Annotated in this window: 24 protein-coding genes; 13 read left to right on the top strand and 11 right to left on the bottom strand. The window is 73.4% G+C overall.

Annotated elements, in window-relative coordinates:
- The first annotated feature begins 254 nt into the window (after positions 1-254).
- From C5N14_RS09860 to C5N14_RS09850, 3 genes are all read left to right on the top strand, one after another.
- Positions 255-602 carry an STAS domain-containing protein gene (locus C5N14_RS09860; RefSeq protein ID WP_117667677.1) on the top strand — a complete coding sequence of 116 codons (348 nt, stop codon included), beginning with the start codon at positions 255-257 and terminating at the stop codon, positions 600-602.
- 70 nt (positions 603-672) lie between these two features.
- Entirely contained in the window at positions 673-1,119 is a 447-nt protein-coding gene (locus C5N14_RS09855) for a response regulator (protein WP_117667675.1), read from the top strand.
- Between the two features lie 127 nt (positions 1,120-1,246).
- Positions 1,247-1,786: an ATPase gene (locus C5N14_RS09850; protein WP_117667673.1), complete on the top strand. Its 540-nt coding sequence runs from the start codon at positions 1,247-1,249 to the stop codon at positions 1,784-1,786.
- Positions 1,787-1,792: 6 nt separating this feature from the next.
- Here the strand turns inward: C5N14_RS09850 and C5N14_RS09845 are convergent, their stop codons facing one another.
- The 3 genes from C5N14_RS09845 to C5N14_RS09835 all read right to left on the bottom strand — a co-directional run bounded on the left by C5N14_RS09845 (position 1,793) and on the right by C5N14_RS09835 (position 4,576).
- A complete protein-coding gene (locus C5N14_RS09845; RefSeq protein WP_165878064.1) occupies positions 1,793-2,638 on the bottom strand; it encodes a hypothetical protein in 846 nt (281 codons plus the stop codon).
- Positions 2,639-3,011: 373 nt separating this feature from the next.
- A complete protein-coding gene (locus C5N14_RS09840) occupies positions 3,012-3,437 on the bottom strand; it encodes an OsmC family protein (protein WP_117667671.1) in 426 nt (141 codons plus the stop codon).
- Positions 3,438-3,619: 182 nt separating this feature from the next.
- The gene (locus tag C5N14_RS09835) at positions 3,620-4,576 is read right to left on the bottom strand and encodes a serine/threonine-protein kinase (RefSeq protein WP_117667795.1); all 957 of its coding nucleotides are present in this window, start codon (positions 4,574-4,576) and stop codon (positions 3,620-3,622) included.
- Between the two features lie 190 nt (positions 4,577-4,766).
- On the opposite strand from C5N14_RS09835, the gene C5N14_RS09830 reads away from it, so the two are divergent.
- The 4 genes from C5N14_RS09830 (at position 4,767) to C5N14_RS09810 (ending at position 8,250) form a co-directional block, all read left to right on the top strand.
- On the top strand, positions 4,767-4,991 hold the full coding sequence (locus tag C5N14_RS09830; RefSeq protein ID WP_117667669.1) for a hypothetical protein: 225 nt from the start codon (positions 4,767-4,769) through the stop codon (positions 4,989-4,991).
- A gap of 249 nt (positions 4,992-5,240) precedes the next feature.
- Positions 5,241-5,981, top strand: coding sequence for a response regulator transcription factor (locus C5N14_RS09820; protein ID WP_117667793.1), 741 nt, complete (start codon positions 5,241-5,243; stop codon positions 5,979-5,981).
- Entirely contained in the window at positions 5,959-7,494 is a 1,536-nt protein-coding gene (locus C5N14_RS09815) for a cell wall metabolism sensor histidine kinase WalK (protein WP_117667667.1), read from the top strand. The genes C5N14_RS09820 and C5N14_RS09815 overlap by 23 nt, the downstream gene beginning before the upstream one ends.
- A gap of 72 nt (positions 7,495-7,566) precedes the next feature.
- Positions 7,567-8,250: a helix-turn-helix transcriptional regulator gene (locus C5N14_RS09810; protein WP_117667665.1), complete on the top strand. Its 684-nt coding sequence runs from the start codon at positions 7,567-7,569 to the stop codon at positions 8,248-8,250.
- Between the two features lie 30 nt (positions 8,251-8,280).
- On the opposite strand, the gene C5N14_RS09805 is transcribed toward C5N14_RS09810, so the two are convergent.
- On the bottom strand, positions 8,281-8,679 hold the full coding sequence (locus tag C5N14_RS09805) for a VOC family protein (RefSeq protein WP_117667663.1): 399 nt from the start codon (positions 8,677-8,679) through the stop codon (positions 8,281-8,283).
- 193 nt (positions 8,680-8,872) lie between these two features.
- Between C5N14_RS09805 and C5N14_RS32060 the strand changes: the two genes are divergently transcribed.
- From C5N14_RS32060 to C5N14_RS09790, 4 genes are all read left to right on the top strand, one after another.
- Complete coding sequence (locus C5N14_RS32060; RefSeq protein ID WP_165878063.1) at positions 8,873-9,022, top strand: hypothetical protein; 150 nt, start codon at positions 8,873-8,875, stop codon at positions 9,020-9,022.
- A 14-nt stretch (positions 9,023-9,036) separates the two neighbouring features.
- Entirely contained in the window at positions 9,037-10,467 is a 1,431-nt protein-coding gene (locus tag C5N14_RS09800) for a bifunctional 2-polyprenyl-6-hydroxyphenol methylase/3-demethylubiquinol 3-O-methyltransferase UbiG (RefSeq protein ID WP_117667661.1), read from the top strand.
- Positions 10,460-12,514, top strand: coding sequence for a sulfatase-like hydrolase/transferase (locus C5N14_RS09795; RefSeq protein ID WP_371685820.1), 2,055 nt, complete (start codon positions 10,460-10,462; stop codon positions 12,512-12,514). Before C5N14_RS09800 ends, C5N14_RS09795 begins: the two co-directional genes overlap by 8 nt.
- Before the next feature lie 243 nt (positions 12,515-12,757).
- Complete coding sequence (locus tag C5N14_RS09790) at positions 12,758-14,041, top strand: citrate synthase (protein ID WP_117667659.1); 1,284 nt, start codon at positions 12,758-12,760, stop codon at positions 14,039-14,041.
- Positions 14,042-14,218: 177 nt separating this feature from the next.
- Here C5N14_RS09790 and C5N14_RS09785 read toward each other — a convergent pair whose 3' ends face one another.
- The 4 genes from C5N14_RS09785 to C5N14_RS09770 all read right to left on the bottom strand — a co-directional run bounded on the left by C5N14_RS09785 (position 14,219) and on the right by C5N14_RS09770 (position 19,718).
- A complete protein-coding gene (locus tag C5N14_RS09785; RefSeq protein ID WP_117667656.1) occupies positions 14,219-15,622 on the bottom strand; it encodes a glycosyltransferase family 4 protein in 1,404 nt (467 codons plus the stop codon).
- Between the two features lie 368 nt (positions 15,623-15,990).
- Positions 15,991-16,692, bottom strand: a complete 702-nt coding sequence (locus tag C5N14_RS09780; protein WP_117667654.1) for a fasciclin domain-containing protein — start codon at positions 16,690-16,692, stop codon at positions 15,991-15,993.
- 80 nt (positions 16,693-16,772) lie between these two features.
- Positions 16,773-18,893, bottom strand: a complete 2,121-nt coding sequence (locus tag C5N14_RS09775; RefSeq protein ID WP_243639365.1) for a M14 family metallocarboxypeptidase — start codon at positions 18,891-18,893, stop codon at positions 16,773-16,775.
- A gap of 162 nt (positions 18,894-19,055) precedes the next feature.
- Positions 19,056-19,718 (bottom strand): response regulator transcription factor, encoded by a 663-nt coding sequence (locus C5N14_RS09770; RefSeq protein ID WP_207892672.1) that lies wholly within the window; start codon positions 19,716-19,718, stop codon positions 19,056-19,058.
- Between the two features lie 475 nt (positions 19,719-20,193).
- Here C5N14_RS09770 and treZ point away from each other — a divergent pair, with 475 nt between their 5' ends.
- Positions 20,194-21,942 carry a malto-oligosyltrehalose trehalohydrolase gene (treZ, locus tag C5N14_RS09760; protein ID WP_117667652.1) on the top strand — a complete coding sequence of 583 codons (1,749 nt, stop codon included), beginning with the start codon at positions 20,194-20,196 and terminating at the stop codon, positions 21,940-21,942.
- A gap of 70 nt (positions 21,943-22,012) precedes the next feature.
- Here the strand turns inward: treZ and C5N14_RS32995 are convergent, their stop codons facing one another.
- From C5N14_RS32995 to C5N14_RS09750, 3 genes are all read right to left on the bottom strand, one after another.
- A complete protein-coding gene (locus tag C5N14_RS32995; protein ID WP_243639363.1) occupies positions 22,013-22,354 on the bottom strand; it encodes a hypothetical protein in 342 nt (113 codons plus the stop codon).
- A gap of 83 nt (positions 22,355-22,437) precedes the next feature.
- Entirely contained in the window at positions 22,438-23,265 is an 828-nt protein-coding gene (locus C5N14_RS09755; RefSeq protein WP_243639361.1) for an IS701 family transposase, read from the bottom strand.
- 108 nt (positions 23,266-23,373) lie between these two features.
- Positions 23,374-23,889 (bottom strand): hypothetical protein, encoded by a 516-nt coding sequence (locus C5N14_RS09750; protein WP_117667650.1) that lies wholly within the window; start codon positions 23,887-23,889, stop codon positions 23,374-23,376.
- Between the two features lie 601 nt (positions 23,890-24,490).
- Between C5N14_RS09750 and C5N14_RS09745 the strand changes: the two genes are divergently transcribed.
- On the top strand, positions 24,491-25,207 hold the full coding sequence (locus C5N14_RS09745; RefSeq protein ID WP_243639359.1) for a hypothetical protein: 717 nt from the start codon (positions 24,491-24,493) through the stop codon (positions 25,205-25,207).
- Positions 25,208-25,328 lie beyond the last annotated feature (121 nt).

The raw sequence follows: 25,328 nt of genomic DNA, 5'->3' as shown, positions 1-25,328 counted from the left end.
CACATGAGCGGTTTCCGGTCACCGTCAGGTGCCGGGGGGTGTCCGTGGTGCGCCACCTGAGCCCGGTCGCCGAGCGCCTGCTGCCCGAGGTGGTCGCCGGCGAACTTCCCGCCGCGGCCGCGGCGGGGGCGTCGCTCGACGCGGGCGGGCCTGCGGTCGCGATGATCGCGCGGGGCCGCGGGGGTCTCCCCGACGCACTGCTTATACTTGCTCCACTGCAAGCATTTGCCCATGGTGAAGCGAGGGGGACCACGTTGACGTTCACCGTCACGTACGCCCAGCAGGACGGCGCCGGGGCGTGCCTGCGACTCGCCGGCGAGCTCGACCTGAGCACCGCGCCCGAGTTGAACGCGGTCCTCGACCGGCTGGCCGACCAGGGGGAGCGGCATCTCCTGGTCGACCTCACCGAGCTGACCTTCTGCGACTCCACCGGCATCGCCGCGTTCGTCCGGGGCGACAACCGGGCCGCGGCCCGGGGCGGCTGGCTGCGGGTCACCGGGGCCACCGGGCGGGTGGAGCGGGTGTTGCAGGTGACCGGGTTGGCGGAGGTGCTGGGGTACCGGTCCGACACGGCGCACCCGAGGTCGCAGTCCGCCCCGTGATGGGCTAGATTTCCCCGCCAGCAGGCGATCGTGAGGTCGCCGTCCGCGTTCAACCCGAGGCAGGTCACTGATGGCTGGAAACACCCCCGGCCCCGTTCGTATCCTCGTGGTGGACGACGATCCCGGCGACGTTCTGATGATCGAGGAGGCCCTCGTCGACTCCGACGTCGACAAGGTCATCGATGTGGTCGGCGACGGCCAGGAGGCGATGGAGTTCCTGCGCCGAGAGGGGCGGCACACCGAGGCCCGCCGGCCCGACGTGATCCTGCTCGACCTGAACATGCCCCGGATGGACGGGCGGCAGGTGCTCGGCGAGGTCAAGCAGGACGACGACCTGCGTACCATCCCGATCGTGGTGCTCACCACCTCCAACGCCGACACCGACATCGTCGGCAGCTACACCCTCCAGGCCAACGCGTACGTGACCAAGCCGATCGACCTGGACGACTTCAACGACGTGGTGCGCCGGATCGACGAGTTCTTCGGCCGCGTCGTGGTGCTGCCCAAGCGGGTCTGACCCGCGCCCCGGGCGGCGGGTGTCGTTGCCCGGATGCCGAACAATTTTCCCGAACCCCCTCGGCGTGCGTCGGCACCGCCGAGGATCGGCAGGTGGGAAGTAGCACCGGCTGCCTGGGGGCGACAGGATGAGATTCTCCGTCGTGGAGTTCGGCTACGACCGGCGGCAGGTCGACTCCTGCCTCGATGAGCTGGCGGTCCGGCTGAGCCGGCTCGCCGCGCGGGCGGAGGCTGCCGCCGGGACGGGCCGCGAGTGGGACCGGATCCGGCAGGAGGCGACCCGCCTGTGTGACCTGGTCGAGCGGCGCCGGGCCGAGGCGGCCGGGGCGGGCCCCGGCCGGTCGTCGCCGCCGGACGCCGAGCGGGAGGCCGCCGAGCTCCTGGCCCGGGCCCGGGTCGAGCTGGACGCGGCCCGCGAGGAGGTCCGGCAGCTCCGCGAGCAGGCGTACGCCGAGGCGGTGCGGGCCCGCCGGGACGTCGAGGCCGCCCTGGTGGCGCGCCGCCGGCGGGCGACCCGGGTCGACGAGATCCTCACCGGGCCGGTCGGTGAGCCGGTGGCCGCCGACACGCCGACGGCCGCCGCGTCCGTGCCGTCCGGCGGGGGGCCCACCACCTGGGCGGTGGCCGGCGCCGAGCCGCCGGGCGGGCGCGACATTCGGCTGGTCTGAGCCGGCTCAGACCAGCGCCGCCACCACCGCGGTGGCCCGCTGCTCGTGCCTGGCGTACGCGTCGGGGAACGCCGAGACCTGCACGGACTGGGCGGCGGCGGTGACGCTCATGTCCTGCCAGCCGGGCACCTCCAGCAGCGCCTCGTAGAACACCCGCGCCGCGTACGCGGGGCGCATCAGGTCGCGGATGCTGCCCCAGCCGCTGCTGGGTCGCTGCTGGAACAGCCCGACCGAGTCGTGGTCGGAGCCGCTGCCCTGGTGCGGGTAGTCGGAGGACTCGGGCAGCACGTCGCTGGCCAGGTTGTGCAGGTCGCTCTCCTGCATGGCGGTGGCAACCGCCACCACCAGGCCCCGGCGGGGCAGTTTCAGGTCCCGCCCCACGTCCACGATGATCTTCGCGTTGTCCATCTGGAGCTGGTCGAGACCGGCGACCGGGCGGGGGCGCGACGGCCTGGCCGGCTTCGGCTTCCGGCTGGCGCTGGGGCTGGGCTTCGCCGTCGGGCTGGGGGAGACCGTCACCGCAGCGCCCGGGGCGCGGTCGAGGGAACGGGAGGCGCGCCGCTCGGCCTCGGCGGCGACCGCCGCCCGGTCGGCGAGGGTGTCGCGGAGCGGCTCAGGGTCGGAATCGGCGTGCCGGGTGCCGGCGAAGGCGGCCACGCCGAGGCAACAGGTCACGCCGGTGGCCAGGGCCACACGCACCGGGGCCGACCCGAGCAGCGCGCGGCCGGCGCGGCGCGGCGGTTCGGGCCGGCGGTGCCGGCCGGTCGTCCGCCCGGCCGATGCGGCATCGGTCGGACGGTCAGCCGGTCGGGCGGCGGTCTGCTTCTGCTCAGCGGGTTCGTCGGGACGCACCCGCCGAGGCTAGAGAGATCGGCGCGCCTTGCCATCGGGGTGGTTGGTGGCATGCGCCACAATTCGCGGAATGCTGACCCGCCATCTCCCCCGGCGAGGCAGCAAACCGGCTCTCCCGGTGTAACGGTTATGTCAGGCATGACCGTTATGGAGAGACAAGGCGGGTGTTTCGCCCGGGAGGCGCGGCCCGTCACGGTCGCATGATCGACTCGTTCGTTCGGAGGATGATCGAATATCCGATCGGACGAGGCGGCACCGCGACCGTGGACGCGCTCGTCGCCTCCGACGCCGATCTGATCGCCCTGCAGGAGGTCAACCCGCGCGGTCACCGCCGGGTTCCGCTGGTGAGGAGCGCAGCGCCGGGCGGAGCGGTTCAGCGCCCGCCGTTCTCCGCCGGGGTGACTGTGAGCCGGTGGCGGGTGCTGTCGCCGCTGGAGAACGGCCAGAGCCGATCGGCGTGCTCGACCAACTGGGCGAGCTGCTGTCGGCTCAGCCCGGCCGACGAGATGGAGGCGCGCACGTCGGCCCGGTAGCGTCCGTCGTCGTCGCGGCCCAGCCGGGCCTCGGCGCGCACCTGCACGGTGTGCGCCTCGTCGGTGATCTCCCCGGCCGCCTCGACCGCCGCGTGGTGCAGGCAGGACGCGAAGGCGGCGGCCAGTAGCTGCTCCGGCGTCAGGCCCGTGCAGTGCGGCGCCAGCGGGGAGGCCAGGGTGCTGGACAGCCCCCCGTCGTCGGTTCGGACGTGGCCCCCCGCGGCGGTCGCGGTGGCCTCGTGCAGCCAGGAACTCGGATCCGGCATCGCGTTCCCCCCTCAGTCACCCGCCCGGCTACCCGGCCCGGGCCCCGGCGAAACCGCCCGGCCCCGGCCACCGGCCCCGCTCCGGCCCAGCCGTGGACGCCGCCTTACCTGCGGGGACGGCACCGTCACGGCCACGGTCGCGGGGCGGCACCGTCGCCGGCTCCGCGACAGGCGGCCGGGACTCAGGACGCGTGGTGGCGGCCCGGTCCGGCCGACCGGCAGCCGGCGGCCGCCTGGGTCGCCTCGGCGGCAGCCTGCTCGGTCCACGGGGACACCTGCCCGTCGCGCTGGCGGGGCCGGGCCGGGCCGAGCATCGGCACGTACACCCGGGCGTCGACCGCCTCGGCCAGCAGCAGCGCGGCCATCAGGCTGGTCGGCCGGTGTGCCGGATCGTCGGCCATCAGCTGCCCGTAGAGCCCGGCCACCTCCGGCGGCAGGCCGTCGACCGGCGGCAGCGGCGCCGGCGGCTGCCGCCGGCGCGCCCCGAGCAGGTCGCTGGTGCTGTCGGCCGGGTACGGCAGCCGGCCGGTGAGGCAGTAGTAGAGCAGCACGCCGAGGGCGTACATGTCGGCGGCCGGGGTGGCGGGTCGCCGGTCGAACTGCTCCGGGGCCAGGTACGCGGGCGTGCCCACCACCATGCCGTCCGGCAACTCGTCGGGCACGCCGGCCGGGGTGGCGATGCCGAAGTCCAGCACCTTCACCCCGCTCGGGGTGAGTATCACGTTGGCCGGCTTCACGTCGCGGTGCACGATGCCGTGTGCGTGCGCGGCGGCCAGCGCCGCGGCGATCTCGGCGCAGACCCGCACCGCGATGCGCCAGTCCAGCGGCCCGGCGCGCAGGTGCGCGGCGAGCGTCTCGCCCTGCGCCAGCTCCATCACGATGTACGGCGCCGACCGGTCGTGCACCGTCGACGAGGTGCCGAAGTCGTGCACGCTGGCCACGTTCGGGTGCACCAGCCGCGCGGCGGAGCGGGCCTCGGCGCGGATGCGTTCCACCGAGGCCGGTCCGTCCCGGCCGGGGGAGATCAGCTTCACCGCGACCGGCCGGTCGAGCACGATGTCGTGGGCCTGCCACACCTCCGACATCCCGCCGATGCCGATGCGCTGTTCGAGCTGGTAGCGCCCGTCCAGCGTCCGCATCGACCGCTCCTCGTCTCGCTCGCCACCGTCGGTGGGCGGCAGTCCCGTCACGTCCGCCCCGGTACCCGGCCCCGGAACAGCGCAAACCGCCGGAAGTGTCGGCCCGGCGCCGCCCGCGTCGCCCGGTGCGGTGCGGTAGCTTCCACCGGGAAGGCCGACCCGGGGCGCCGGCGGTAGAACGGAGGGCGCGATGACCGAGGTGACCGTACGGTTCGTCGGCGGGCCCGCGCACGACCTGGTGCGACAGGTGCCGGCCGGGGCCGACGGGGCGCCCCCGCAGCGCTGGGTGCTGCGCCACCCCGGCGGCTCCCCGGCGCCGGCCGCCGACCACCTCTACCGGCGCGACCGCCCGGACGACACCGGCACCTGGACCATGCGCTTCGTCCGCACCGACCCGCTGGGCATGACGCAGTGAACCGCCGGGCCTGAGCCGGTGGCCCGCTCGGCGTGATCCGCCCCGCCGGTCCTGGCGTCAGGCCGGGGCCGCGCCGGTGGTGGCCGGGATGACCGAGGCGACCAGCGCCGGGTCGTCGCGCATCGGCACGTGGCCGCAGCCGGTCAGGTCGCGGGGTCTGCCGTCCCGTCCCGGCCGTCCCGCACAGCTGGTACACAGGGTCTGCCGAGGTGGGGCACAGCCGTCCGTCCCACGATGGGGGGCATGGTCATGGAGGGGCAGGCCGCGCAGGGCCGCATCGAGCTGCGCCGACCCGACGGGGAACCCGTCCGGGTGCTGGTGGTCGACGACGAGCCCACGCTCACCGACCTGCTCTCGATGGCGTTGCGCTACGAGGGCTGGCAGGTCCGCACCGCGGGCAACGGGATGACGGCGCTGAGCGCCGCCCGGCAGTTCCAGCCGGACGCGGTGGTGCTCGACGTGATGCTGCCCGACCTGGACGGCTTCCAGGTGCTGCGCCGGCTGCGCGAGCACACCCCGACCGTGCCGGTGCTCTTCCTGACCGCCCGGGACGCGGTGGAGGAGCGCATCGCCGGGCTCACCGTCGGCGGCGACGACTACGTCACCAAGCCGTTCAGCCTGGAGGAGGTGATCGCCCGGCTGCGGGCCCTGCTGCGCCGCTCCGGGTTCGCGGTCGCCACCCGGGAGGACGCCGTGCTGACCGTCGGCGACCTCAGCCTGGACGAGGACAGCCACGAGGTGCGCCGCGGCGACCGGATGATCACCCTCACCGCCACCGAGTTCGAGCTGCTGCGGTACCTGATGCGCAACTCGCGTCGGGTGCTCAGCAAGGCGCAGATCCTCGACCACGTCTGGAACTACGACTTCGGCGGGCAGGCCAACGTGGTCGAGCTGTACATCTCGTACCTGCGGAAGAAGATCGACGCCGGCCGGGCGCCGATGATCCACACGCTGCGCGGCGCGGGGTATGTCCTCAAGCCCGCGGACTGACCGGCTGCGCCGCTGGCTGGCCGGCTGGTCCCTGCGTACCCGGCTGGTGGCCGCCGTGGTGGCGCTGCTCGCCCTGGTCAGCATCGGGATCGGCGGGCTGACCACGGTGGCCCTGCGACACTTCCTCGTCGCCCAGGTCGACGACCAGCTCACCTTCGACGATCGCCGGTCCGGCGGCGACCGGCGGCCCCCGACCGGCACCCTGCCCCCGCTGGCCCGCGGGGTGAACCTGCCCCCCGGATTCCCGACCGGCTCGATCGCCATCCGGGTGACCGACGGCCGGGTGATCCAGGCGAAGATCCGCACCTCGACCGGTTCGGACGAGCCGCTCGCCACCGACACGACGGCCCGGCTGGCCGGCCTGGCCGCCGACGGCCGGCCGCGCACGGTGGACCTCGGCGACCAGGGCGACTACCGGGCGGTGGCCCGGCAGCTCGGCCCCGACAACGACGGCGACGGCGTCGGCGGCACCGGCGACGTGCTGGTCTTCGCGCTGCCGCTGGCCGGCGTCCAGGACACCGTCTGGTGGATGGTGCTGGCCCAGGCCGGGGTCGCCGCCGCCGGGCTGCTCGTCGCCGGCAGCCTCGGCGCGCTGATCGTCCAGGCCACCCTGCGCCCGCTGCGCCGGGTCGCCGTCACCGCCGCCCGGGTCACCGAGCTGCCGTTGGACCGGGGCGAGGTGGCGCTGTCCGTGCGGGTCCCGGCCGCCGACACCGACCCCCGCACCGAGGTCGGCCAGGTCGGCGGCGCGCTCAACCGGATGCTCGGGCACGTCGCCGCCGCGCTCGCCGCCCGGCAGGCCAGCGAGACCCGGGTACGCCAGTTCGTCGCCGACGCCAGCCACGAACTGCGCACCCCCCTCGCGGCCATCCGGGGGTACGCCGAGGTGGCCCGCCGGGGCCGGGACCGCGTCCCGCCCGACGTCGCGCACGCCCTGCGCCGGGTCGAGTCGGAGAGCACCCGGATGACCAGCCTCGTCGACGACCTGCTGCTGCTGGCCCGGCTCGACTCCGGCCGGCCGCTGGCCGTCGAGCCGGTGGACCTGACCGCGCTGGTCGTCGACGCGGTCAGCGACGCGCACGTCGCCGGCCCGGAACACCGCTGGCAGCTCGACCTGCCCGAGGCGGAGCAGGTGGTGCCGGGCGACGCCGCCCGGCTGCACCAGGTGGTGGCGAACCTGCTGGCCAACGCCCGCGTGCACACCCCGCCGGGGACCACCGTCACCACCCGACTCGCCCCCGCGCCGGATTCGGTGGCGCTCAGCGTCACCGACGACGGACCCGGCGTCCCGGCAGACCTGCGGGACGACGTCTTCGAGCGCTTCGCCCGGGGCGACAGTTCCCGCTCGCGCGCCCACGGCAGCACGGGCCTCGGGCTGGCCATCGTGGCGGCCGTGGTGGACGCCCACCACGGCCGGGTCGAGGTGTCCAGCCGCCCCGGGCATACCGTGTTCACGGTTTCTCTGCCGGCGGGCACGGACTCCACGGCACCCGCACAGGGCGCCGGCTGGTGATGACGACCGGGACCCCGCGCCTGTCGGCCTCGCGGACGGCCTCGGCCCGCACGGGATGGCAGACTCCGGGGCGTGTACCGGGAACGCGCAGCCAGGGTGGCCGGTGCGGTGCTCTGGGAGAGCGTCGGCACCCGGGACGGGGTCGCCCGGGTGCTGCCCGACGGGTGCCTGGACCTGCTGTGGTCCTCGCGGCGGGGGCTGTTGGTCGCCGGGCCGGACCGCACGGCGCAACTGTCGGTGAGCGCGGCGGGCGACCGCTGGGTCGGGCTGCGGCTGCCGCCCGGCACCGGGCCGGCCGTGTTCGGCGTGCCCGCCCACGAGTTGCGGGACCGGCGGGTGCCCCTGGCGGACCTGTGGGGGCCGGCCGCCGCCGTCGCCGAGCGGACGGCCGACGGGCGGGCCGTCGGCGCGGCGCTGGAGGAGGCCGCCCGGGACCGGCTGCGCGCGGCGGGCGGCCCCGACCCGCTCGGCGCGCACCTGGCGGGCCGGCTGGCCGCCGGGGCGCCGGTCGGCGTGGTCGCCGCCGAGGTCGGCCTCGGCGCGCGGGCGTTGCACCGCCGCTGCCAGCGCCTCTTCGGGTACGGCCCGAAGACCCTCGCCCGCATCCTGCGGATGCGCCGGGCGCTCGCCCTGGCCCGGGCCGGGACGCCGCTGGCCGAGGTGGCCGCCCGCGCCGGGTACGCCGACCAGGCCCACCTGACCCGCGACGTCCGCGAACTGGCCGGGGTGCCGCCCGCCGCCCTGCTGCGCGGCTGAGTCGAGTCCCCGGCCGTCGGTGCTCCCGGGTCAGCTCACCGGCAGCGGGGCGAACAGGTCGACGGCGGTGCCGTCGGGGTCGTGCAGGACGGCGTACCGCTGGCCCCAGACCGCGTCCCACGGTGCCAGGTGGCCGTGGAAGCCGGCCCCGGTGAGCTCGGCCCAGCACCGGTCGACCTCGGCCGGGTCGGCGCAGCGGAACGCGAGGCTGACCCGGGAGCCGCCGGTCGGCGGGGCCCAGCCCGGGTCGAAGCCGCGGATCGTCTCCACCGTGTCCCAGGCCAGCCGCAGGCCGTTGGCCAACGTGAACTCCACGTGCGGCTCGGCCTCCGCGCCGGGCGGGACGTCGAGGCCCAGGCGCCGGTAGAAGTCGAGGGTCCGGGCCATGTCGGCGACCGTCAGGCCGACGAGGTCGAAGTGAGGTGTCATGCCGCCGACGGTACGGCGGGACCGGGCGTGGCGTCTTGAACGGAACGGACGCGGTCGGAGTGGCCGGTGTGGCCTCGACGCGGCCGGTCGTCGCGTACGGTGGCAATGAGACAAGTCCGGCCTTTCCGGGTGAAAACCCTCAGCGCGGCGGGGCCGGGAGCTGACTCCGAGACGGCGAGGGGAAGGAGCGACCGTGAGACACCTGGCCTACCTGGACGCGGGATCCGGCAGCCTGATCGTGCAGGCGGTGGTCGGAGGGGTGGCCGGAGCGGCGGTGGCCGCGAAGCTCTACTGGCGTCGGCTGACGGCCCGGTTCCGCCGCCGGCCCAGCGACCGTCCCTGAGCCGGGCCGTCGGCATGACCACCCCCGACACCGGCGTCCGGGTCGAGCCGGGCTCCTTCCGCGACCCGGCCAACCGCGTCTTCTACGCCGACGGCCAGGTGCTACGCGGGCTGGACGCGCGGGCGGCCGAGGACTGGCGGGCCCTGGCCGCCAGCGAGTTCTTCCCGCCGTTGCTCGCCGCCGGCAAGGTCTGCGGCACCGAGCCCGTCGCCCCGGACCGGTTCCGCGCCCCCGACGGCGGGCCGTGGGCGGCGGTGCTGCGCCACGAGCGCATCCCGTTCGTCTCCCACCCGTACGAGTGGTCGTTCGGCATGCTGCGCGACGCCGCGCTGCTGCACCTGGAGGTCCTGCGCGCGGCGCTGGCCGCCGGCTTCACCACGAAGGACGGCTCGGCCTACAACCTCCAGTGGCACGGGGCCCGGCCGGTCTTCATCGACGTCGGCTCGTTCGAGCCGGCCCGTGACGGCGAGCCCTGGGCCGGCTATCGGCAGTTCTGCCAGACCCTGCTCTACCCGCTGCTGCTCACCGCCCACCTCGGCGTGGACTTCCAGCCCTGGCTGCGCGCCCAGGTCGACGGCATCCCGCCGGAGCAGATGCGCCGGCTGTTCACCGGCACCCGCCGGCTGCTGCCCGGCGTCCCCACCCACGTGCACCTGCACTGCGCGATGCAGCAGCGGCACGCCGCCGCGACCACCAGCGACGTGCGGGCGCAACTGCGCACCGCCGGGTACTCCAGGCAGTTGGCCCTGGCCACCGTGCGCCGGATCGAGAAGCTGGTCCGCCGGCTGGCCCCGCGCCATGCCCCCAGCCACTGGATCGACTACCAGCGCACCTGCACGTACTCGGCGGGGGACCGGGCCGCCAAGGAACGCTTCGTCACCGCGGCGCTGACCGCCGGCCCGCCGCCCGGCCTGGTGCTCGACCTGGGCGCCAACGACGGCCGGTACGCCCGGATCGCCGCCCGGCACGCCGGCTACGTCGTCGCCGTCGAGCAGGACCCGGTCGTCGTCGACGAGCTGTACGCCGCGCTGCGCGCCGAGGACCAGCGGCGGGTGCTGCCGCTGGTGATGGACCTGGCCGACCCGTCGCCCGGCGGCGGTTGGCGCGGCGTCGAGCGGGCCCCCTTCGCCACCCGGGCGCGGGCCGACCTGGTGCTGGCCCTCGCCGTCGTGCACCACCTGGCGATCGGGCGCAACGTGCCGTTGGCCCAGGTCGTCGACCAGCTCGCCGCCGCGTGCGCCCCGGGCGGCCGGCTGGTGGTCGAGTTCGTCCACCCCGAGGACCCGATGACCCGGCGACTGCTGGCCAACCGGCCGCCCGGCCTCTTCGGCGACTACCGGCCCGACGAGTTCGCCCGGCTGCTGGCCACCCGGTGCCGGATCGAGCGGCGCGCCGAGCTGCCGTCGGGCACCCGCACGCTGTACCAGGCGGTGGTGGGTGGCTGACGCGACCCTGGCTCCGCCGGCCGCCCCGGCCGCACCGGCCCCCGATCCGGCCCGCACCGCCCCACCTGGCGGGTGGCGGGCGGAGCGGGAGCGGCTGCTGGAGGTGGTGGCGCTGGTCGGGCTGGTGGTCACCCAGCCGATGCTGGACGTGCTGGGCCGCAGCCCCGACTTCTTCCTGTTCCACCGGGCCAGCCAGGGCGAGGTCTTGACCCTGGTGGCGCTGGTGGCGCTGGCCCCCACGCTGCCGGTGGCCCTGCTCGGCGCGGCGAGCCGGGTGGCCGGCCGAGCCGTCCGGGCCGCCGTGCACACCGGGGTCGTCGGCCTGCTGCTCGCCGCCCTCGCGGTGCAGGTGGGCCGGCACGGCACGCCGCTGCGGGGCGTACCGCTGCTGCTGCTCGCGGCGGTGGTGGGCGCGGCCGGGGCCGCCGCGCACCGGCGGTGGCGCGGGCCGGGGCGGGCGTTGCGGGTGGCCGCGGCCGGGCCGCTGGCCTTCGTGGCGCTGTTCCTGTTCGCCTCACCGGCCTCGGCGGTGGCGCTGCCGCGCGGCCACGCCGGCACGGCCGGGGTGGCCGCGGCGGGGGAGCATCCACCGGTGGTCATGCTGGTCCTCGACGAGCTGCCGTTGGTCTCCCTGCTCGGCCCCGACGGCCGGATCGACGCCGCCCGCTACCCGCACTTCGCCGAGCTGGCCGCCGGCTCCACGTGGTACCGCAACGCCACCGGGGTCAGCGGCTGGACGCCGTACGCGCTGCCGGCCATGCTCACCGGCCGGTACCCGGCCGAGCCGGTCGCGCCGCACTACTCGCAGTACCCGGACAACCTGTTCACCGCCCTCGGTGGCCTGTACGACATCCGGGCGCAGGAGAGCATCACCCGGCTCTGCCCGCCCAGCCGCTGCGACCAGCCGGCCAGCCCCCGGCAGGGCCTCGGCACCCTGATCCGGGAGAGCGGGAAGCTGCTGCGCCAGGTGACCGCCCCGGCGGACAGCCGGGTCGACCCCGAGGAGTCGTACCGCGAGCTGACCGCCGCCGAGGCGGGGCTGGACGCCGCCGAGCCGGTCCCGGCCGACCCGAAGTTCCGCTGGGACAGCCTCAACGACAACCAGCCGGCCCGGTTCACCACGTTCCTGGCCGGGCTGCGCCCGACCAGCCGGCCCACCCTGCACTTCCTGCACCTGCTGATGCCGCACGCGCCCTGGGTGTTCCTGCCGTCGGGGGCCCGCTACGCCGCCCCGGACGACCTGCCCAACGACGGCGCGGGCTGGGTCGAGCTGGCCCGGCAGCGGCACCTCGCCCAACTGGCGTACACCGACCGGCTGGTCGGCGAGACGCTGCGCGCCCTGCGCGCCACGGGCCTGTACGACAAGGCCCTCGTGGTGGTCACCGCCGACCACGGGGTCAGCTTCGACAAGGGCTTCCAGGGGCGCGGGATGGACGCCATCCGCGCGGCGGCCGGGCAGGTGGCCTGGGTGCCGATGTTCGTCAAGGAGCCCGGCCAGCGGGCCGGGCGGGTCGACGACCGCAACTGGGAGCACGTGGACCTGCTGCCCACCGTCGCCGACCACGCCCGCATCCGGATCCCGTGGCACGTCGACGGGCGCTCCGCCCGGCAGGCCCCGCGCGAGCGCGCCGACAAGCGCTTCTACGACCAGCCGGGCGAGCCGGTCAGCTTCCCCGGCGGGGTGCCGGCACCGCTGCCTGAACCGTCGCCCCATCCACTGGTCGGTACCGAGGTGGGGCAGCGACCGGCCGGCGGCACCGCCCGGGTCGCCGACCTCGCCGCGTTCCGCGCCGTCGACCCGGACACCGGCGAGCTGCCGGCCCTGGTCTGGGGCACCGTCCCGGCGGCGGTGCGCGACGGCACGCTGCTCGCCGTCGCGGTCAACGGCCGGATCGGCGCGGTCGTCCCGGTCGTGCCGCCCGACGCCGGCGGGCGGCGGTTCGCCGCCCTCCTCCCCGACGACCGGCTGTTCCGGGCCGGCGCCAACCGGCTGGACGTCTACCGGGTCGGCCCCGGCGCCGAGCTGCGCCGGCTGAGTGTTTCCTGAGAGTTTCGCGGCCCTCGAGGCAAGGGCCCCCGGCCGACGCGTGACGCGCGGTGGGGGTCTTCTTGGTGCTTTGCCCGGGTTCGTCGCCCACCTCGCGCCCGCCGGGTTTCCGCGCCTGTAGGTCGGGAACCGGGTGACGCATACCTCACCGCCGAACCACGGCGGGCGGTGTCCCCGCAACCGTGTTTACGGTAAAAGCGAAGGCAATTTCAAAGTAGATCTGCCGGCGAAGCGAGGAACCACATGACGGAAGTCAAGCTCGATCACCCCGGTGGGCAGCTGTCGATGCCGGTGCAGTCGGCGGTCGAGGGCCCCGCCGGCATCGGCGTGAGCAAGCTTCTCAAGGAAACCGGGATGACCACGTACGATCCCGGTTTCGTCAACACCGCGGCCTGCTCCTCCGCGATCACCTACATCGACGGCGACGCGGGCATCCTGCGGTACCGGGGCTACCCGATCGAGCAACTGGCCGAGAAGTCCTCCTTCCTGGAGGTCTCCTACCTGTTGATCTACGGCGAGCTGCCCGGCCAGCAGGCGCTGACCGAGTTCAGCGAGCGGATCCGGCGACACTCCCTGCTGCACGAGGAGATGCGCCGGTTCTTCGACGGCTTCCCGCGCGACGCGCACCCGATGGCCGTGCTCTCCTCGGCCGTCAGCGCCATCTCGACCTTCTACCAGGACAGCCTGGACCCGTTCGACTCCGACCACGTCGAGATGTCCACGGTCCGGCTGATGGCCAAGGTCCCCACCATCGCCTCGTACGCGTACAAGAAGTCCATCGGTCAGCCGCTGCTGTACCCGGACAACTCGCTCGGCTACGTGGAGAACTTCCTGCGGATGACGTTCGGCGTGCCGGCGGAGCCGTACGAGGTCGACCCGGTCATGGCCAAGGTCCTGGACATGCTGTTCATCCTGCACGCCGACCACGAGCAGAACTGCTCCACGTCGACCGTGCGGCTGGTCGGCTCCAGCAACGCCAACCTCTTCGCCTCGGTCTCGGCCGGGGTGAACGCGCTCTTCGGGCCGCTGCACGGCGGGGCCAACCAGGCCGTGCTGGAGATGCTGCAGAAGATCCAGGCCGACGGCGGCGACGTGCAGTCCTTCGTCCGCAAGGTGAAGGACAAGCAGGACGGCGTGAAGCTGATGGGCTTCGGCCACCGGGTCTACAAGAACTACGACCCGCGCGCCGCCATCGTGAAGAAGGCCGCCCAGGACGTGCTCGGCCGGATGGCCAAGCCGGACCCGCTGCTGGACATCGCGATGCAACTGGAGGAGATCGCCCTCGCCGACGACTTCTTCGTGTCCCGCCGGCTCTACCCGAACGTGGACTTCTACACCGGCCTGATCTACAAGGCCATGGGCTTCCCGACGAAGATGTTCACGGTGCTCTTCGCCCTCGGCCGGCTCCCCGGCTGGATCGCCCAGTGGCGCGAGATGATCAACGACCCGGAGACGAAGATCGGCCGCCCCCGGCAGCTCTACACCGGGTCCCCCGAGCGGGCGTACACCCCGCCCGCGGAGCGCTGACCCGCAGTTTCCCGACCGGGAACGGGCCGCCGACCCCATCCGGGGTGGGCGGCCCGTTCGGCGTTTCCCACCCCACCCCGCTTCGGTGATCTTGCACTTGCCGCCGGCATGCGGGGCAAACCCGACGAAACCAGGGCCGGAAGTGCAGGATGGCCGAAGGGGGCGGGGTGGGTTCGGTCAGCGCAGGCCGGCGGCGGCGAGGAGGTTGCCCTCGGCGATCCGCACCGGGGAGCGGCCCTCGGCCATCCGGCGCTCGGCGCGCTCGGCGGTGAACGCCGGGGCCTTGGCGATCGCCGCCGCGTACGCGGCGGCCGTGCGGCGGGCGATGGCCGCCCAGCCGTACTGCTCGTGCACCATGGCCCGGGCCCGCCGGGCCATGGCCCGGGCGCGCTCCCGGTCGGACAGCAGGGCGTGCACCGCCTCGGTCAGCCCGGCCGGGTCCTGCGGGGCGAAGGTCATCCCGGTGACGCCGGGCTCGACGATCTCGGCGAGGCCGCCGGTCGCGGCGACCGCCAGGGGCGCCCCGGCCGCGGCCCCCTCCAGGGCCACCATGCCGAAGGGCTCGTAGATGCTCGGCACCGCGAAGCAGTCCGAGGCGGCCATCACGGCGGGCAGGTCGGTGCCGCCGAGGAAGCCCGGCATGCTGACCGTGCCGCCCAGGCCAAGCCGCCGCACCTCGGCCTCCAGGGCCGACCTGTGCGGCCCGTCGCCGACGATGACCGCGCGCAGCCCGGGGTGCCGCTCGCGCAGCCCGGGCAGCCCGGCGAGCAGGTGCTGCACGCCCTTCTCGTAGACCAGCCGGCCGGCGAAGGTGACCAGTGGGCCGTCCCCGGCGAACCGGGCGCGGGCCTTCGCCACCTCGGCGGCCGGGGCCCGCCAGCGGTGCGGCTCCACCCCGTTGGGCACCACGTCGACCCGGCCGGCCGGTACGCCGAACAGCCCGGTCACCTCGTCGCGCATGTAACCGGAGCAGACGATCACCCGGCCCGACTCGCCGGCCAGCCAGTGCTCGACGCCGTGGATGGTGCGGTTCATCTCCTCGGGCAGCCAGCCCTGGTGCCGGCCGGCCTCGGTGGCGTGGATGGTGCTGACCAGCGGGATGTCCAGGTGCTCGCGCAGGGTCATCGCGGTGTGTGCGACGAGCCAGTCGTGGGCGTGGATGACGTCGTAGGAGCCGGCTTCGGTGGCGCGTAGCGCGGCGCGGGTGAGGGTGTGGTTGAACGCCATGGTCCAGGCCAGCAGGGAGGAGGTGGCCAGTGGGAAGGTGACCGGGTCTTCGGCGGCGCGGATGATGCGGACGCCGTCGGCGTACTCCTCCAGGGGTGCGCCGTCGGTGTGTCGGGTGACGACGGTGACCTCGTGCCCGGCGGCGGCCAGGGCCACCGACAGGGCGTGCACGTGCCGGCCGAGGCCGCCGACCAGGACCGGCGGGTACTCCCAGGAGAGCATGAGGATGCGGCGGGTCTGCGGGGGCGCGCCCGACCCGGCCTGCGTCGGGACGTGGGGCCGGGAGGTGAGGGTGGGCCGGTGGACCCGGCCCGGGTTGGTGGTGGGCTGCTCGTCGACCCGCAGGGTCGTCACATCAATCTCCGTCCATGCATGGTGGAACGCGCCGGCAGCGGTGGCGGCGAGACAGTGGTGGGGGTGGCCGAGGGGCCGAGGGGGAGACGCGCGTACGCGTCCCGCGAACAAGCAAAGGGCATCGAGCCCGATCCCGCATCTCGAAAAGGGCCAAGGTGACGGAGGACACCCGCAGGCCCAGTCCTTGTCGGTCGGGTGGATTCCGGGCAGCCGCCGAAGGGTGGACGGTCAGCCACCGAAGGGTGGACGGGGCTCCGAGCCGGTGCGGCGAGCGTTGCCGCGGGCGCCACCGACGACACCGGCCGCTGACCCCCGCACACGGGGGTCAGCGGCCGGTGTCGTCGGCCGGCTGGGTGCCGTCGTTGCACTCAGTGGTGGTTGTCCTCCTCGTGGGCGGTGTCCGGCAGGTTGCCGAGCACCTTGTTGATCACGTGGATCCGGGCGCCGGCGGCCCGGTAGTCCGCGCAGACCGTCTCGGCCCGGTCGCCCAGCCGGGCCCCCGGCTGGGCCGCAGTGACGGCGAGGGTGGTGCCCGCGAGGGTGGTGACGGAGCCGGCGGCCACCAGTTCGGCGGCCGAGCGCGCCCCGCCGGCCAGGTGCTCCTTCAGCAACCCGCGCAGCGTGTCGGTGTCCTTGAGCAGCAGGTGGTCCAGGTTGGCGGTGGAGAACTTGGCCCGGAAGGCGTCGTCGGTCGGGGCGAGGATGGTCAGCCCTCCGGCGGCGGACAGCTCCTCGGCCATCCCGGTGGCCCGGACCGCCGCCTCGAACGTGGTGAGCACGGGAATCCAGGTGAGGGCCTGGTCGGGGGACTGGCCCACCAGCGAGCCCGGACTACCCGGCTCGGCCCCCGAGGGCAGCACGTCGCACAGCGGTCCGGTGACGGCGACCGGTGTGGCGTCGCCGGTGCGGTCCGTCGCGCCGGGCCTCTCCTGCTGCGAGTTGGTGCATCCGGTCACCGCGACCAGGAGGGCCAGAGCCGCCCCGGCCACCGCCCGCCGGCGGCGGGCGACCCGGGACCGGGGTCCGGAGCATGGCCCCGGGGTGAGGGTGTCGGACACGGTCTTCTCCACTTCAGAACCGGTACGGGCGGTGCCGGCAGGTCGGCGGGAGGCCGACCTGCCGGCACCTCGTTCGGGCGGGGCTCAGCAGGTCACAGACGCGCGCACTGGCCGAAGTTCGGACCCCGTACGGAGTTGGCGACCTCCATGTTCATCGGCTCGGGGGAGTTGCCGGTGCAGGTCAGCGGACCGTTGACGGTGTTGCCGGCCACCAGCGGGGCCACGCCCTTGCTGCTGAGCACGCTGACCGGCCCGGTCACCTCGTTGCCGACCAGGACGACGGGGCCCTGGGTGCCGGTGGCGAGCACCGGACCCTTGACCGTGCTGTCGGTCATGATGACCCCGGCGGCGCCGGTGGCGTTCACCGGACCGTCGATCGAGCTGCCGGTGACGATCAGCGTGGCGCCGGGCTGCACCTGGATCGGGCCCCGGACGGTGGCCCCGTCCAGGCAGGCGACGCCGGAGACGACCAGCGGGCCCTTGCGGGTGCCGGTCAGGGTGGGGGCGACCCGCTCGCCGGCGACCAGGCCCTCGACGGCCCGCTCGTCCAGCAGCAGCGGGATCAGGCCCCGCTGCGGCTGGGACAGCGGAACCAGGTAGCCGTCGGCGACCTTGATCACCTTCCAGCCGTGGGCGGCGATGCGCTGGGCCGCCGTGGTGCGCTTGCCGTCGGGGCCGTCGGTACGCTCACCGTGGTACTGCTCCTCGGTCAGCCGGTACGCGCACGGCGGCTGCTCGAGGATCTGCTCCGGGGCGGGGGCGTCCACGGGCGGCGGGGCCTCACCCGGGTGCGGGGCGGGGTACGCCTCGATCTTCCGGGAGCCCCGGAACACGATCCGTCCCTCGTTGGCGGACTGGAACGTGATCGCCTCGGCGCGGGCCTTGGTGATGTCCTTGACGTTGGCGCCGTGGTACTTGAAGAACTCGGTGAACGTCCACAGCGCTGAGTACGTCTTGCGCCGGCGGTTGTTGGCGGTGTTGCTCTCGTCCGGCCGCGTCGGGCCACCGGAGCTGCGCAGCTCCAGCAGGGAGTTGACGACGTTCTTCAGGCCGAGCGTGTTGCGCAGGATGGTCTCCTCGCTCAGGCCCACCGTGGCGTTGGAGGTGCAGCCGTACGGGCAGGCCCACCAGCCGTCCTTGGCGCCCTGGCCGTACATGTGGCCTTCGATCATCTCCTGCGACTCGTCGAAGATCCCCTGCGCCACGTTCTGGTGCCGGGGCGGCAGCATCGGCAGGTCACCGGCGTTGGTGTTGCCGTACTCGTGGCCGTCATAGCCGGCGATCGGCCGGTAGTCGCGGACCATCTCGGCGAGGGAGCGGGTCTCCGGCTGGCGGATCAGCGAGTGGTCCCGGTTCAGGTCCTGACCGGTGGAGTTGCCCCGGGTGTTGGCTGCCCGCCCGTCGCCGTTGAGCGTCGGCACGATCAGCATGGTGGTCTTGGACAGCAGGTCGAGGGTCTTGCTGTCCTTGGTGAAGGCCAGCTGCCGGGCCATGATCAGGCAGGCCTCGCGGTCGCCCGGCTCGTTGCCGTGCACGTTGCAGTTGACCATCAGGGGGTTGGTCGCGGCCACGGCCTCCGGCGTCGCCGGCGGCTTGGGGTAGCCGATGACCAGCATGTTGATCGGCCGGTCCTGGACGGTGCGGCCGATCTCCACCACCCGGACGCGGTCGCTGGCCTGGTCGATCGCGGCGGTGTACGCATACTCGTTGACGTCGCTCGTGTACTGGGCGCCCAGGGTGTCCTCCCACTGGGTGCGAAGGCTCTCACCCGGGGTGGCCGGGTCGCCCCAGTGGGCCCTGGTGGTGCCGCTGACCGGCGCCGAGTAGGGCTGGGCCTCGGTGTCGAACCGGGCCCGGACCCGCCACTGGAAGCCGTTGCCCGGGGCGAAACCGGCGTCGGCGAAGGTCGGCTCGGTGTTGTTGACCTGGCGGTTCGGGCGCCAGACACCGACGATCACCGGCGTGCCGGGCGTGCCGTCCCTGGCCAGCGGGGTCCGCTCGATCTGGTAGTCGGTGGCCCCTTCTACCCGGGTCCACGCCAGCGTGGCGTACCCGTCACCCTGCACGACCGTGAGGCCCTGCACCTGGTTCGGCTCCGCCTGCTGCAGGGCCGCGCTCGGCTGCCCCTGCGCCTGCCCGGGCACCGCCGTCGCCACCAGGGTGGCGGCGAGCAGGGCGGAGAACACACCGGCCGTTGTCCGTCTGTATCTCAAAAGGGATCTCCAAACAGGAGGGATGGCTGGGGTGGGCCCAGCACACCCGCACTCGGCCCACCGTTGGCCCACAACCCGCGTTTCTTGAGGATCATCTGAGGTTTCCGACCTGGTCACCGGTGTCGGCGGCGGTCGTGGCCCTTCGTCGCTCACCGACCGTCGTCATCCCGCGCGCAGCCGGTAGCCGACGCCGCGGACCGTCTCGACCAGGCCGGCGTCATCGAGCTTGCCCCGCAGGGCCGCGACGTGGACGTCGAGGTTGTGCCGGGTCCCCCAGGTGGTCCGCCAGACGTCCAACTGCAACCGGTCCCGGGGCACCACCGCGCCGGCCTGCCGGGCCAGTGCCACCAGCAGGTCGAACTCCTTGCGGGCCAGGCTGACCTCCCGGTCGCCCACCCAGACCCGCCGGGCGTCGACGTCGATGCGCAGCGTGCCGACCCGCAACTGGCTCGTGGTCCGGGCGCTGCGGACGGTACGCCGCATCACCGCCTCGATGCGGGCCTGCAACTCCACCATCGAGAACGGCTTGATGACGTAGTCGTCGGCGCCGGCCCGCAGGCCGGCCACCCGGTCGTACTCCTCGGCGCGGGCGCTGACCGCGATGATGGCGACGCCCTCGTCGGTCTGACGAAGCCGCCGGCACACCTCCAGGCCGTCCCGGTCGGGCAGGTTGAGGTCCAGCAGGACCAGGTCGACCGGGTCGGCCCGGACCGCCTCGGCGGCCGTCAGCGCCGGCACCACCTCGTATCCCCGGCGGCGCAGGGCATTGGTGAGGGCAGACGCCACGCGTAGGTCGTCTTCTACCAGGAGTACCCGCACGCACATCCCCCTCGGACCTCGTCCCAGCCGGGTCCTGCGAGTCTGTCCGATGATCAACGCCCTGACCAGTGCGGATGCAAGATCGTAACCGCAGCGTGCGGCCCGTGCGGTGGTGTGCGCCGGCGCCTATCAGTCGGGTGGATTCCGGTCATCCGCCGATCGGGTGGACTCGCTCGGGCAGAAGCTGATCCAGTTCCCCATGCCCGGGGTGCCCGACACCTACCAGGGCACCGAGCTGTGGGAGAACTCCCTGGTCGACCCGGAAGACCGCCGGCCGGACGTGGCCGCCGACGGCGCGGCCAGGCTGCTGGTGGTCTCCCGCGCGCGGTGGCTGGCGCGACACGGTCCTGTCACTTCCCGGCAACGAGGTTGCCGACCTGTTCACCGGGCGGGTCTACAGTGGCGGTGCGGTGCTCCTCGCCGATCTGCTCGCCACCCTTCCCGTCGCACTGCTGGCTCCCGCCGAGTCCGTGGAGGCTTCATGACCGAGTTCGCGGTGTGGGCGCCCGGGGCCGCCCGGGTCCGGCTGCGCCTGCCCGCCGTCGGCGACCGGGAGATGCGCTCCGCCCCCGGCGGCTGGTGGCGGGCCGACGTGCCCGACGCCGGCCCCGGCACCGACTACGCGTTCGTGCTCGACTCCGACGACCGGGCGCTGCCCGACCCCCGCTCGGCCTGGCAGCCCGCCGGGGTGCACGGGCCGAGCCGGGTCTACGACCATGCCGCCCACTCCTGGGCCGACGCCGGATGGACCGGCCGGCAACTTCCCGGCAGCGTCCTGTACGAGCTGCACATCGGCACGTTCACCCCGCAGGGCACCTTCGACGCGGCGATCGGCCGCCTCGACCACCTGGTCGACCTGGGCGTCGACCTGGTGGAGCTGCTCCCCGTCAACGCCTTCAACGGCGAGCACAACTGGGGCTACGACGGGGTCTGCTGGTACGCCCCGCACGAGCCGTACGGCGGCCCGGACGGGCTGAAACGGTTCGTCGACGCCGCCCACGCCAGAGGGCTGGGGGTGATCCTCGACGTCGTCTACCACCATTTCGGGCCCTCCGGGGCCTACGCGCCGACGTTCGCGCCGTACCTGACCGAGCAGAGCAACACCTGGGGGCGGACCGTCAACCTGGACGGCCCACACTCCGACGAGGTGCGCCGCTACATCGTCGACAGCGTGCTGATGTGGCTGCGCGACTACCACGTCGACGGGCTGCGCCTGGACGCCGTGCACGCGATGCCGGACTCCCGCGCCACCCACCTGCTGGAGGAGATCGCGGTGGCGGTGGAGACGCTGTCGGCCCACCTGGGCCGGCCGCTGTCGCTGATCGCCGAGTCCGACCTCAACGACCCCCGGCTGATCACGCCCCGGGAGGCCGGCGGGTACGGCCTGCACGCCCAGTGGAACGACGATGCCCACCACGCCCTGCACACCCTGCTCACCGGGGAGCGGCAGGAACACTACGGCGACTTCGGCTTCCTGGAATGCCTCATCGACGTGCTCACCGGCGGCTTCTTCCACGTCGGCACCTGGTCCAGCTTCCGCAGCCGCCACCACGGGCGGCCCATGGACCGGCAGCGCACCCCCGGCCACCGGCTCGTCGCGTACCTCCAGAACCACGACCAGATCGGCAACCGGGCCACCGGCGACCGGCTCTCCGCCAGCCTCTCCCCGGGGCTGCTGCGGGTGGGGGCGACGCTGCTGTTCACCGCGCCGTTCACGCCGATGCTGTTCATGGGGGAGGAGTGGGCCGCCAGCACCCCGTGGCAGTTCTTCACCAGCCATCCGGAGCCGGAACTGGCCACCGCCGTGGCCACCGGCCGCAGGCGGGAGTTCGCGGCGCACGGCTGGCCCCCCGGTGACGTGCCGGACCCGCAGGACCCGCGGACCTTCGCCCGCTCCCGGCTCGACTGGGCGGAGCTGGACAAACCCGAACACCGCGAGATGTACGAGTTCCACCGCCGGCTGATCGCGCTGCGCAAGAGCCGCCCCGACCTGTCCGACCCGAGGCTGCACGCCATCGACGTACGGCACGGCGACCAGTTCCTGGTGATGCGCCGTGGCGAGTGCCTGGTGGCCGCCAACCTGGCCGCCAAGCCGCAGCGGATCACCCTGCCGGGGGTGGCGCGGCGGGTGCTGCTGGCCACGGGGGAGGGGGCGTCGGTGACCCGGGACCGGATCGAACTACCGGCGGAGACGGCGGCGGTGGTGGCGCTTCGAGGGGTCGCGGCATAGGCGTTCGCAGAAAGTTCGACAGCGTGGCGGCCGGGGCTTTCCTGATCAGTACTCCAGCAGGAGATCCGTTTTAGGGCTCTGTGAGTTTCTGTCGTTCGTAGTGGCTGGTCTTGGCGGCGGCTTGATGTCGCCGCCGGAAGATAGACCAGGCGATGACGTCGGCGATGCGTCGGGCGGGTTCGATGATCAGGGCGTGGAACAGTCGGCGTAGTTCGTTGACGGTGATCGTGATCAGGCCGCCTGGGCTGGGGGTGCTGGTCGCGGTCGCGGCGGCGAGGAACGCGTGGGCGGCGATGACCAGGGTGGTCCAGCGGTGCCACGCGTTCCAGCGGCGGTGTTGGTGCTGATCCAGGCCGAGGCCGGTCTTGGTGGCTTGGAAGGATTCCTCGATGCTCCACCGTCGTCCGGCCACGGTGACCAGGTGGTGCAGCGGGACGGGTTCGGGTGACCAGCATCGGTAGAAGGCCAGTTCACCGGTGGTGCGGTTGTGGCGTATCAGCAGCCAGTGATGACCTTGATGCTGGTCAGCGGCGTGGGGCAGGGTGATGAACGCCCAGTCGTAGTAGCGGTGCCCTTTCGCGGCTGCCCCGGCGGAGACGCGTTGCCACGCCTGCTTCGGTAGTCCGGCGGTGATCTGGGCGGTCCGCTGGATGCCGAGTCCGGTCGGACCCGGTGCGAGCGGGCGACCGCGAGGACGTAACCGAGCCGCTGCTGGCGTAGCGCCGTGGCCAGGTGTGGGTCACCGCCGTAGGCTTCGTCACCGGCGACCCACCGGCACGGCAGGCCGCCGGCCACAGCTGTCTCGATCAGGCGGCGTGCCAGCTGCGGTTTCGTGGCGAAGCCGATGGTGTCGGGCACTCCTGCTTCCGCCCGTCGTGCGGGGTCCTCGGTCCAGGATTTCGGCAGGTAGAAGGCGACGTCGAGCAGGGTGTGCCCGAGCGGTGAGGCATACGACAGGTGCACCGCGAGCTGGCAGTTCTCAATCTTCCCGGCGGTGCCGGAATACTGCCGTTGCACCCCGACCGTGTGCGTACCTTTCTTCAGATCACCGGTCTCATCGACCAGCAGCACCCCGTCCGGATGCCCCAGCCGAGCAGCAACGAAGCCACGCACGTCGGCACGCACCAACGCGTCATCCCAACTGGCCCGGCCGATCAAGTCCTGCATACCGCCCGGACCGGTGTCGCCCGCGTGTTCCGCGATCGTCCAGCAGTTCTTGACCGGCAACGGCGCCAGCAGCCCGGCCACGAAGTCCCGGACCCGGCGCCGTGGTTCCGGCCGGGCAAAGCGTGATCCGACCGTGTCCATCAGCCCGTCAAACAACGCGGCTCATCGCTGAACGTCTATGCCCTATCCGCTCATCACCACACCAGGCATGCCCGGTCAGGGCCGTTTAGTCAAGGTATTCCAGGGACTTGACGGGGGCCGTGGCTAGGCGGCCGCGTTGAGAAAGAACTTTTCGTGATCGCCACCCGGGGCGCCGAACTGGCAGTTGACTACCCCACCGCCACCGTTGGTGGAGGCCGTCACCCCGAAGCCGACCAGGCGCAGAAACGAATTCGGAAACAACGTCGACTCGAAGGAGAACGAGCCACCTGCCTGCGGGAGAAGCTTGAACGTCTCGTGGGTACCCACGTGGACCTGGCAGTTGACGGTCCCACCGCCCGGCCCCCCGGGGATCTGCGGCAATTCGGCGGCGTCCATGCGCAGATACACGTTCGAAAAGGTCGCCGACGCGAAGGCGAACGAGCCGTCGGCCTGCGGGAGAACCTTGAACTTCTCGTAGGGTCCCGCGCCAAATTGACAGTTGACGATCCCACTGCCAGACCCGTTCCAGGTTGTCACCCCGGTGCCGTCCATGCGCAGATACACGTTCGGAAAGGTCGTCGACAGGATCGTGATCGGTGTGTTTCCGGGCGCCGCGAGGTCCGCCACTGACAACGGCATGAGAGGTCCTCTCCTTCTTCGGGAATTCTCACTCACGATAGTCGGATCGTCACGGAGAGATAAACCCTGGCGTTTGACGAAGGGCGAACGTAACGACGATGGTGGACGGATGTGACAATACCGAAATGCAACACCATGCCGGGATTCTCCCGGGCGGCGAGGACTGGCGGTGCCGGTTGGCCAGAGCCGAGGGCGAGCGCGATCAGCGTCTCGTCTTTTCCACCAGTAGTTCTGGTCACGCCGAATCCGCCAACTAATTAGTGCGGTTGGCGCTGACGCTCGACCGCTGTTGACCTGTGGGCGAGTCGATGCCGAGCAATGATCGGCTGCAATAAATGGCAAACCCGCTCGGCCTGGGAACCGGACAGGGCTAATACTTCAGCAGGAGAACCGTTCTGACCTGCTGTGACGGTGTGGTTTTGTCCGTCGACAGTGAGCAGTCACCGTCGAGCCTGAGGTTGTGTGGACCAAACAGGATGCGGCGGTGGCTGCCGCCTACGGAGTAGACGTTCAGCGATGGGCCGCGTTGTTTGACGGGCTGATGGACACGGTCGGATCACGCTTTGCCCGGCCGGAACCACGGCGCCGGGTCCGGGACTTCGTGGCCGGGCTGCTGGTGCAGGCGTACCGGATCACGTCGTCGGTGCTGGTGAAGCTCGGCGAGGCCGATCTCGGCTGGCTGGCCGCCGACCGGGCGGCGGCCGTGGCCGGCGGTGATCCCGTACTGGCGGGGGCGGCGACCGTGTCGGTCGGTCAGGCGCTGCGGGCGCTGGGCAGCGACCGGTTGGCGCTGGTGGCGACGGTGGCCGCCGTACACCGCGTTGCGCCCGCGTCGGGGATGGTGCACGGAGCCCTGCTGCTCCAGGCCGCCCTCGCCGCCGCCGGCGGCGGCGACGCCCACCGGGCCGAGGAGTTGACCGACCGGGCCGCCGGCGTCGCCGCCCGGGTCGCCGGTGACGATCCGCACCGGACCGGCTTCGGGCCGGTCGCCGTCGAACTGGCCCGGGTGGTGGCGGCGGTCGAGCTGGGCGACGCCCGGGCCGCGGTGGGCAGGCACGAGCAGGCGGTACGGCGACAGGCGTGGCGGCGGCTGCCTGCCGAGTACCGGGCGGCGTACCTGGTGGACGCCGCGCGGGCGTACCTCCAGGCCGGTGACCTGGGTGGAGCCGGGCGCGCGCTGGTCGACGCGGACGGCGTCGCGCCGGCCGAGGTCCGGTGCCGGCCGGCGGCGCGTACGGTGATCGCCGAGATCGCCCGGGCGCACCCGGTGCCGGCCGGCGTGGCGCGACTGGCGACGGTGGTGGGCCTGACCCGCTGACCACGCCGGCACCGTCGCGCGGCGATGCGCCCTGGAAGATCGTCACGCGTCGGGATGCTGTCACCGCCGGCCGCTATCCTTCGCCGGTGCGTTGGGACCGGTCCTGGCGACGAACGCCGGT

Source organism: Micromonospora sp. MW-13 (assembly GCF_003434305.1).
Taxonomy (GTDB): domain Bacteria; phylum Actinomycetota; class Actinomycetes; order Mycobacteriales; family Micromonosporaceae; genus Micromonospora.
This window is presented reverse-complemented; position numbering and strand designations above follow the sequence as displayed.

What these genes read in the sequence shown, in the direction of transcription:
- C5N14_RS09835 (WP_117667795.1), bottom strand. Translation starts at nt 4,576, where the DNA reads ATGCGGACGCTGGACGGGCGCTACCAGCTCGAACAGCGCATCGGCATC.
- C5N14_RS09850 (WP_117667673.1), top strand. Translation starts at nt 1,247, where the DNA reads ATGAGATTCTCCGTCGTGGAGTTCGGCTACGACCGGCGGCAGGTCGAC.
- C5N14_RS09815 (WP_117667667.1), top strand. Translation starts at nt 5,959, where the DNA reads ATGTCCTCAAGCCCGCGGACTGACCGGCTGCGCCGCTGGCTGGCCGGC.
- C5N14_RS09830 (WP_117667669.1), top strand. Translation starts at nt 4,767, where the DNA reads ATGACCGAGGTGACCGTACGGTTCGTCGGCGGGCCCGCGCACGACCTG.
- C5N14_RS09750 (WP_117667650.1), bottom strand. Translation starts at nt 23,889, where the DNA reads ATGCCGTTGTCAGTGGCGGACCTCGCGGCGCCCGGAAACACACCGATC.
- C5N14_RS09770 (WP_207892672.1), bottom strand. Translation starts at nt 19,718, where the DNA reads ATGTGCGTGCGGGTACTCCTGGTAGAAGACGACCTACGCGTGGCGTCT.
- C5N14_RS09855 (WP_117667675.1), top strand. Translation starts at nt 673, where the DNA reads ATGGCTGGAAACACCCCCGGCCCCGTTCGTATCCTCGTGGTGGACGAC.
- C5N14_RS09805 (WP_117667663.1), bottom strand. Translation starts at nt 8,679, where the DNA reads ATGACACCTCACTTCGACCTCGTCGGCCTGACGGTCGCCGACATGGCC.
- C5N14_RS09800 (WP_117667661.1), top strand. Translation starts at nt 9,037, where the DNA reads ATGACCACCCCCGACACCGGCGTCCGGGTCGAGCCGGGCTCCTTCCGC.
- C5N14_RS09790 (WP_117667659.1), top strand. Translation starts at nt 12,758, where the DNA reads ATGACGGAAGTCAAGCTCGATCACCCCGGTGGGCAGCTGTCGATGCCG.
- C5N14_RS09840 (WP_117667671.1), bottom strand. Translation starts at nt 3,437, where the DNA reads ATGCCGGATCCGAGTTCCTGGCTGCACGAGGCCACCGCGACCGCCGCG.
- treZ (WP_117667652.1), top strand. Translation starts at nt 20,194, where the DNA reads ATGACCGAGTTCGCGGTGTGGGCGCCCGGGGCCGCCCGGGTCCGGCTG.
- C5N14_RS09820 (WP_117667793.1), top strand. Translation starts at nt 5,241, where the DNA reads ATGGAGGGGCAGGCCGCGCAGGGCCGCATCGAGCTGCGCCGACCCGAC.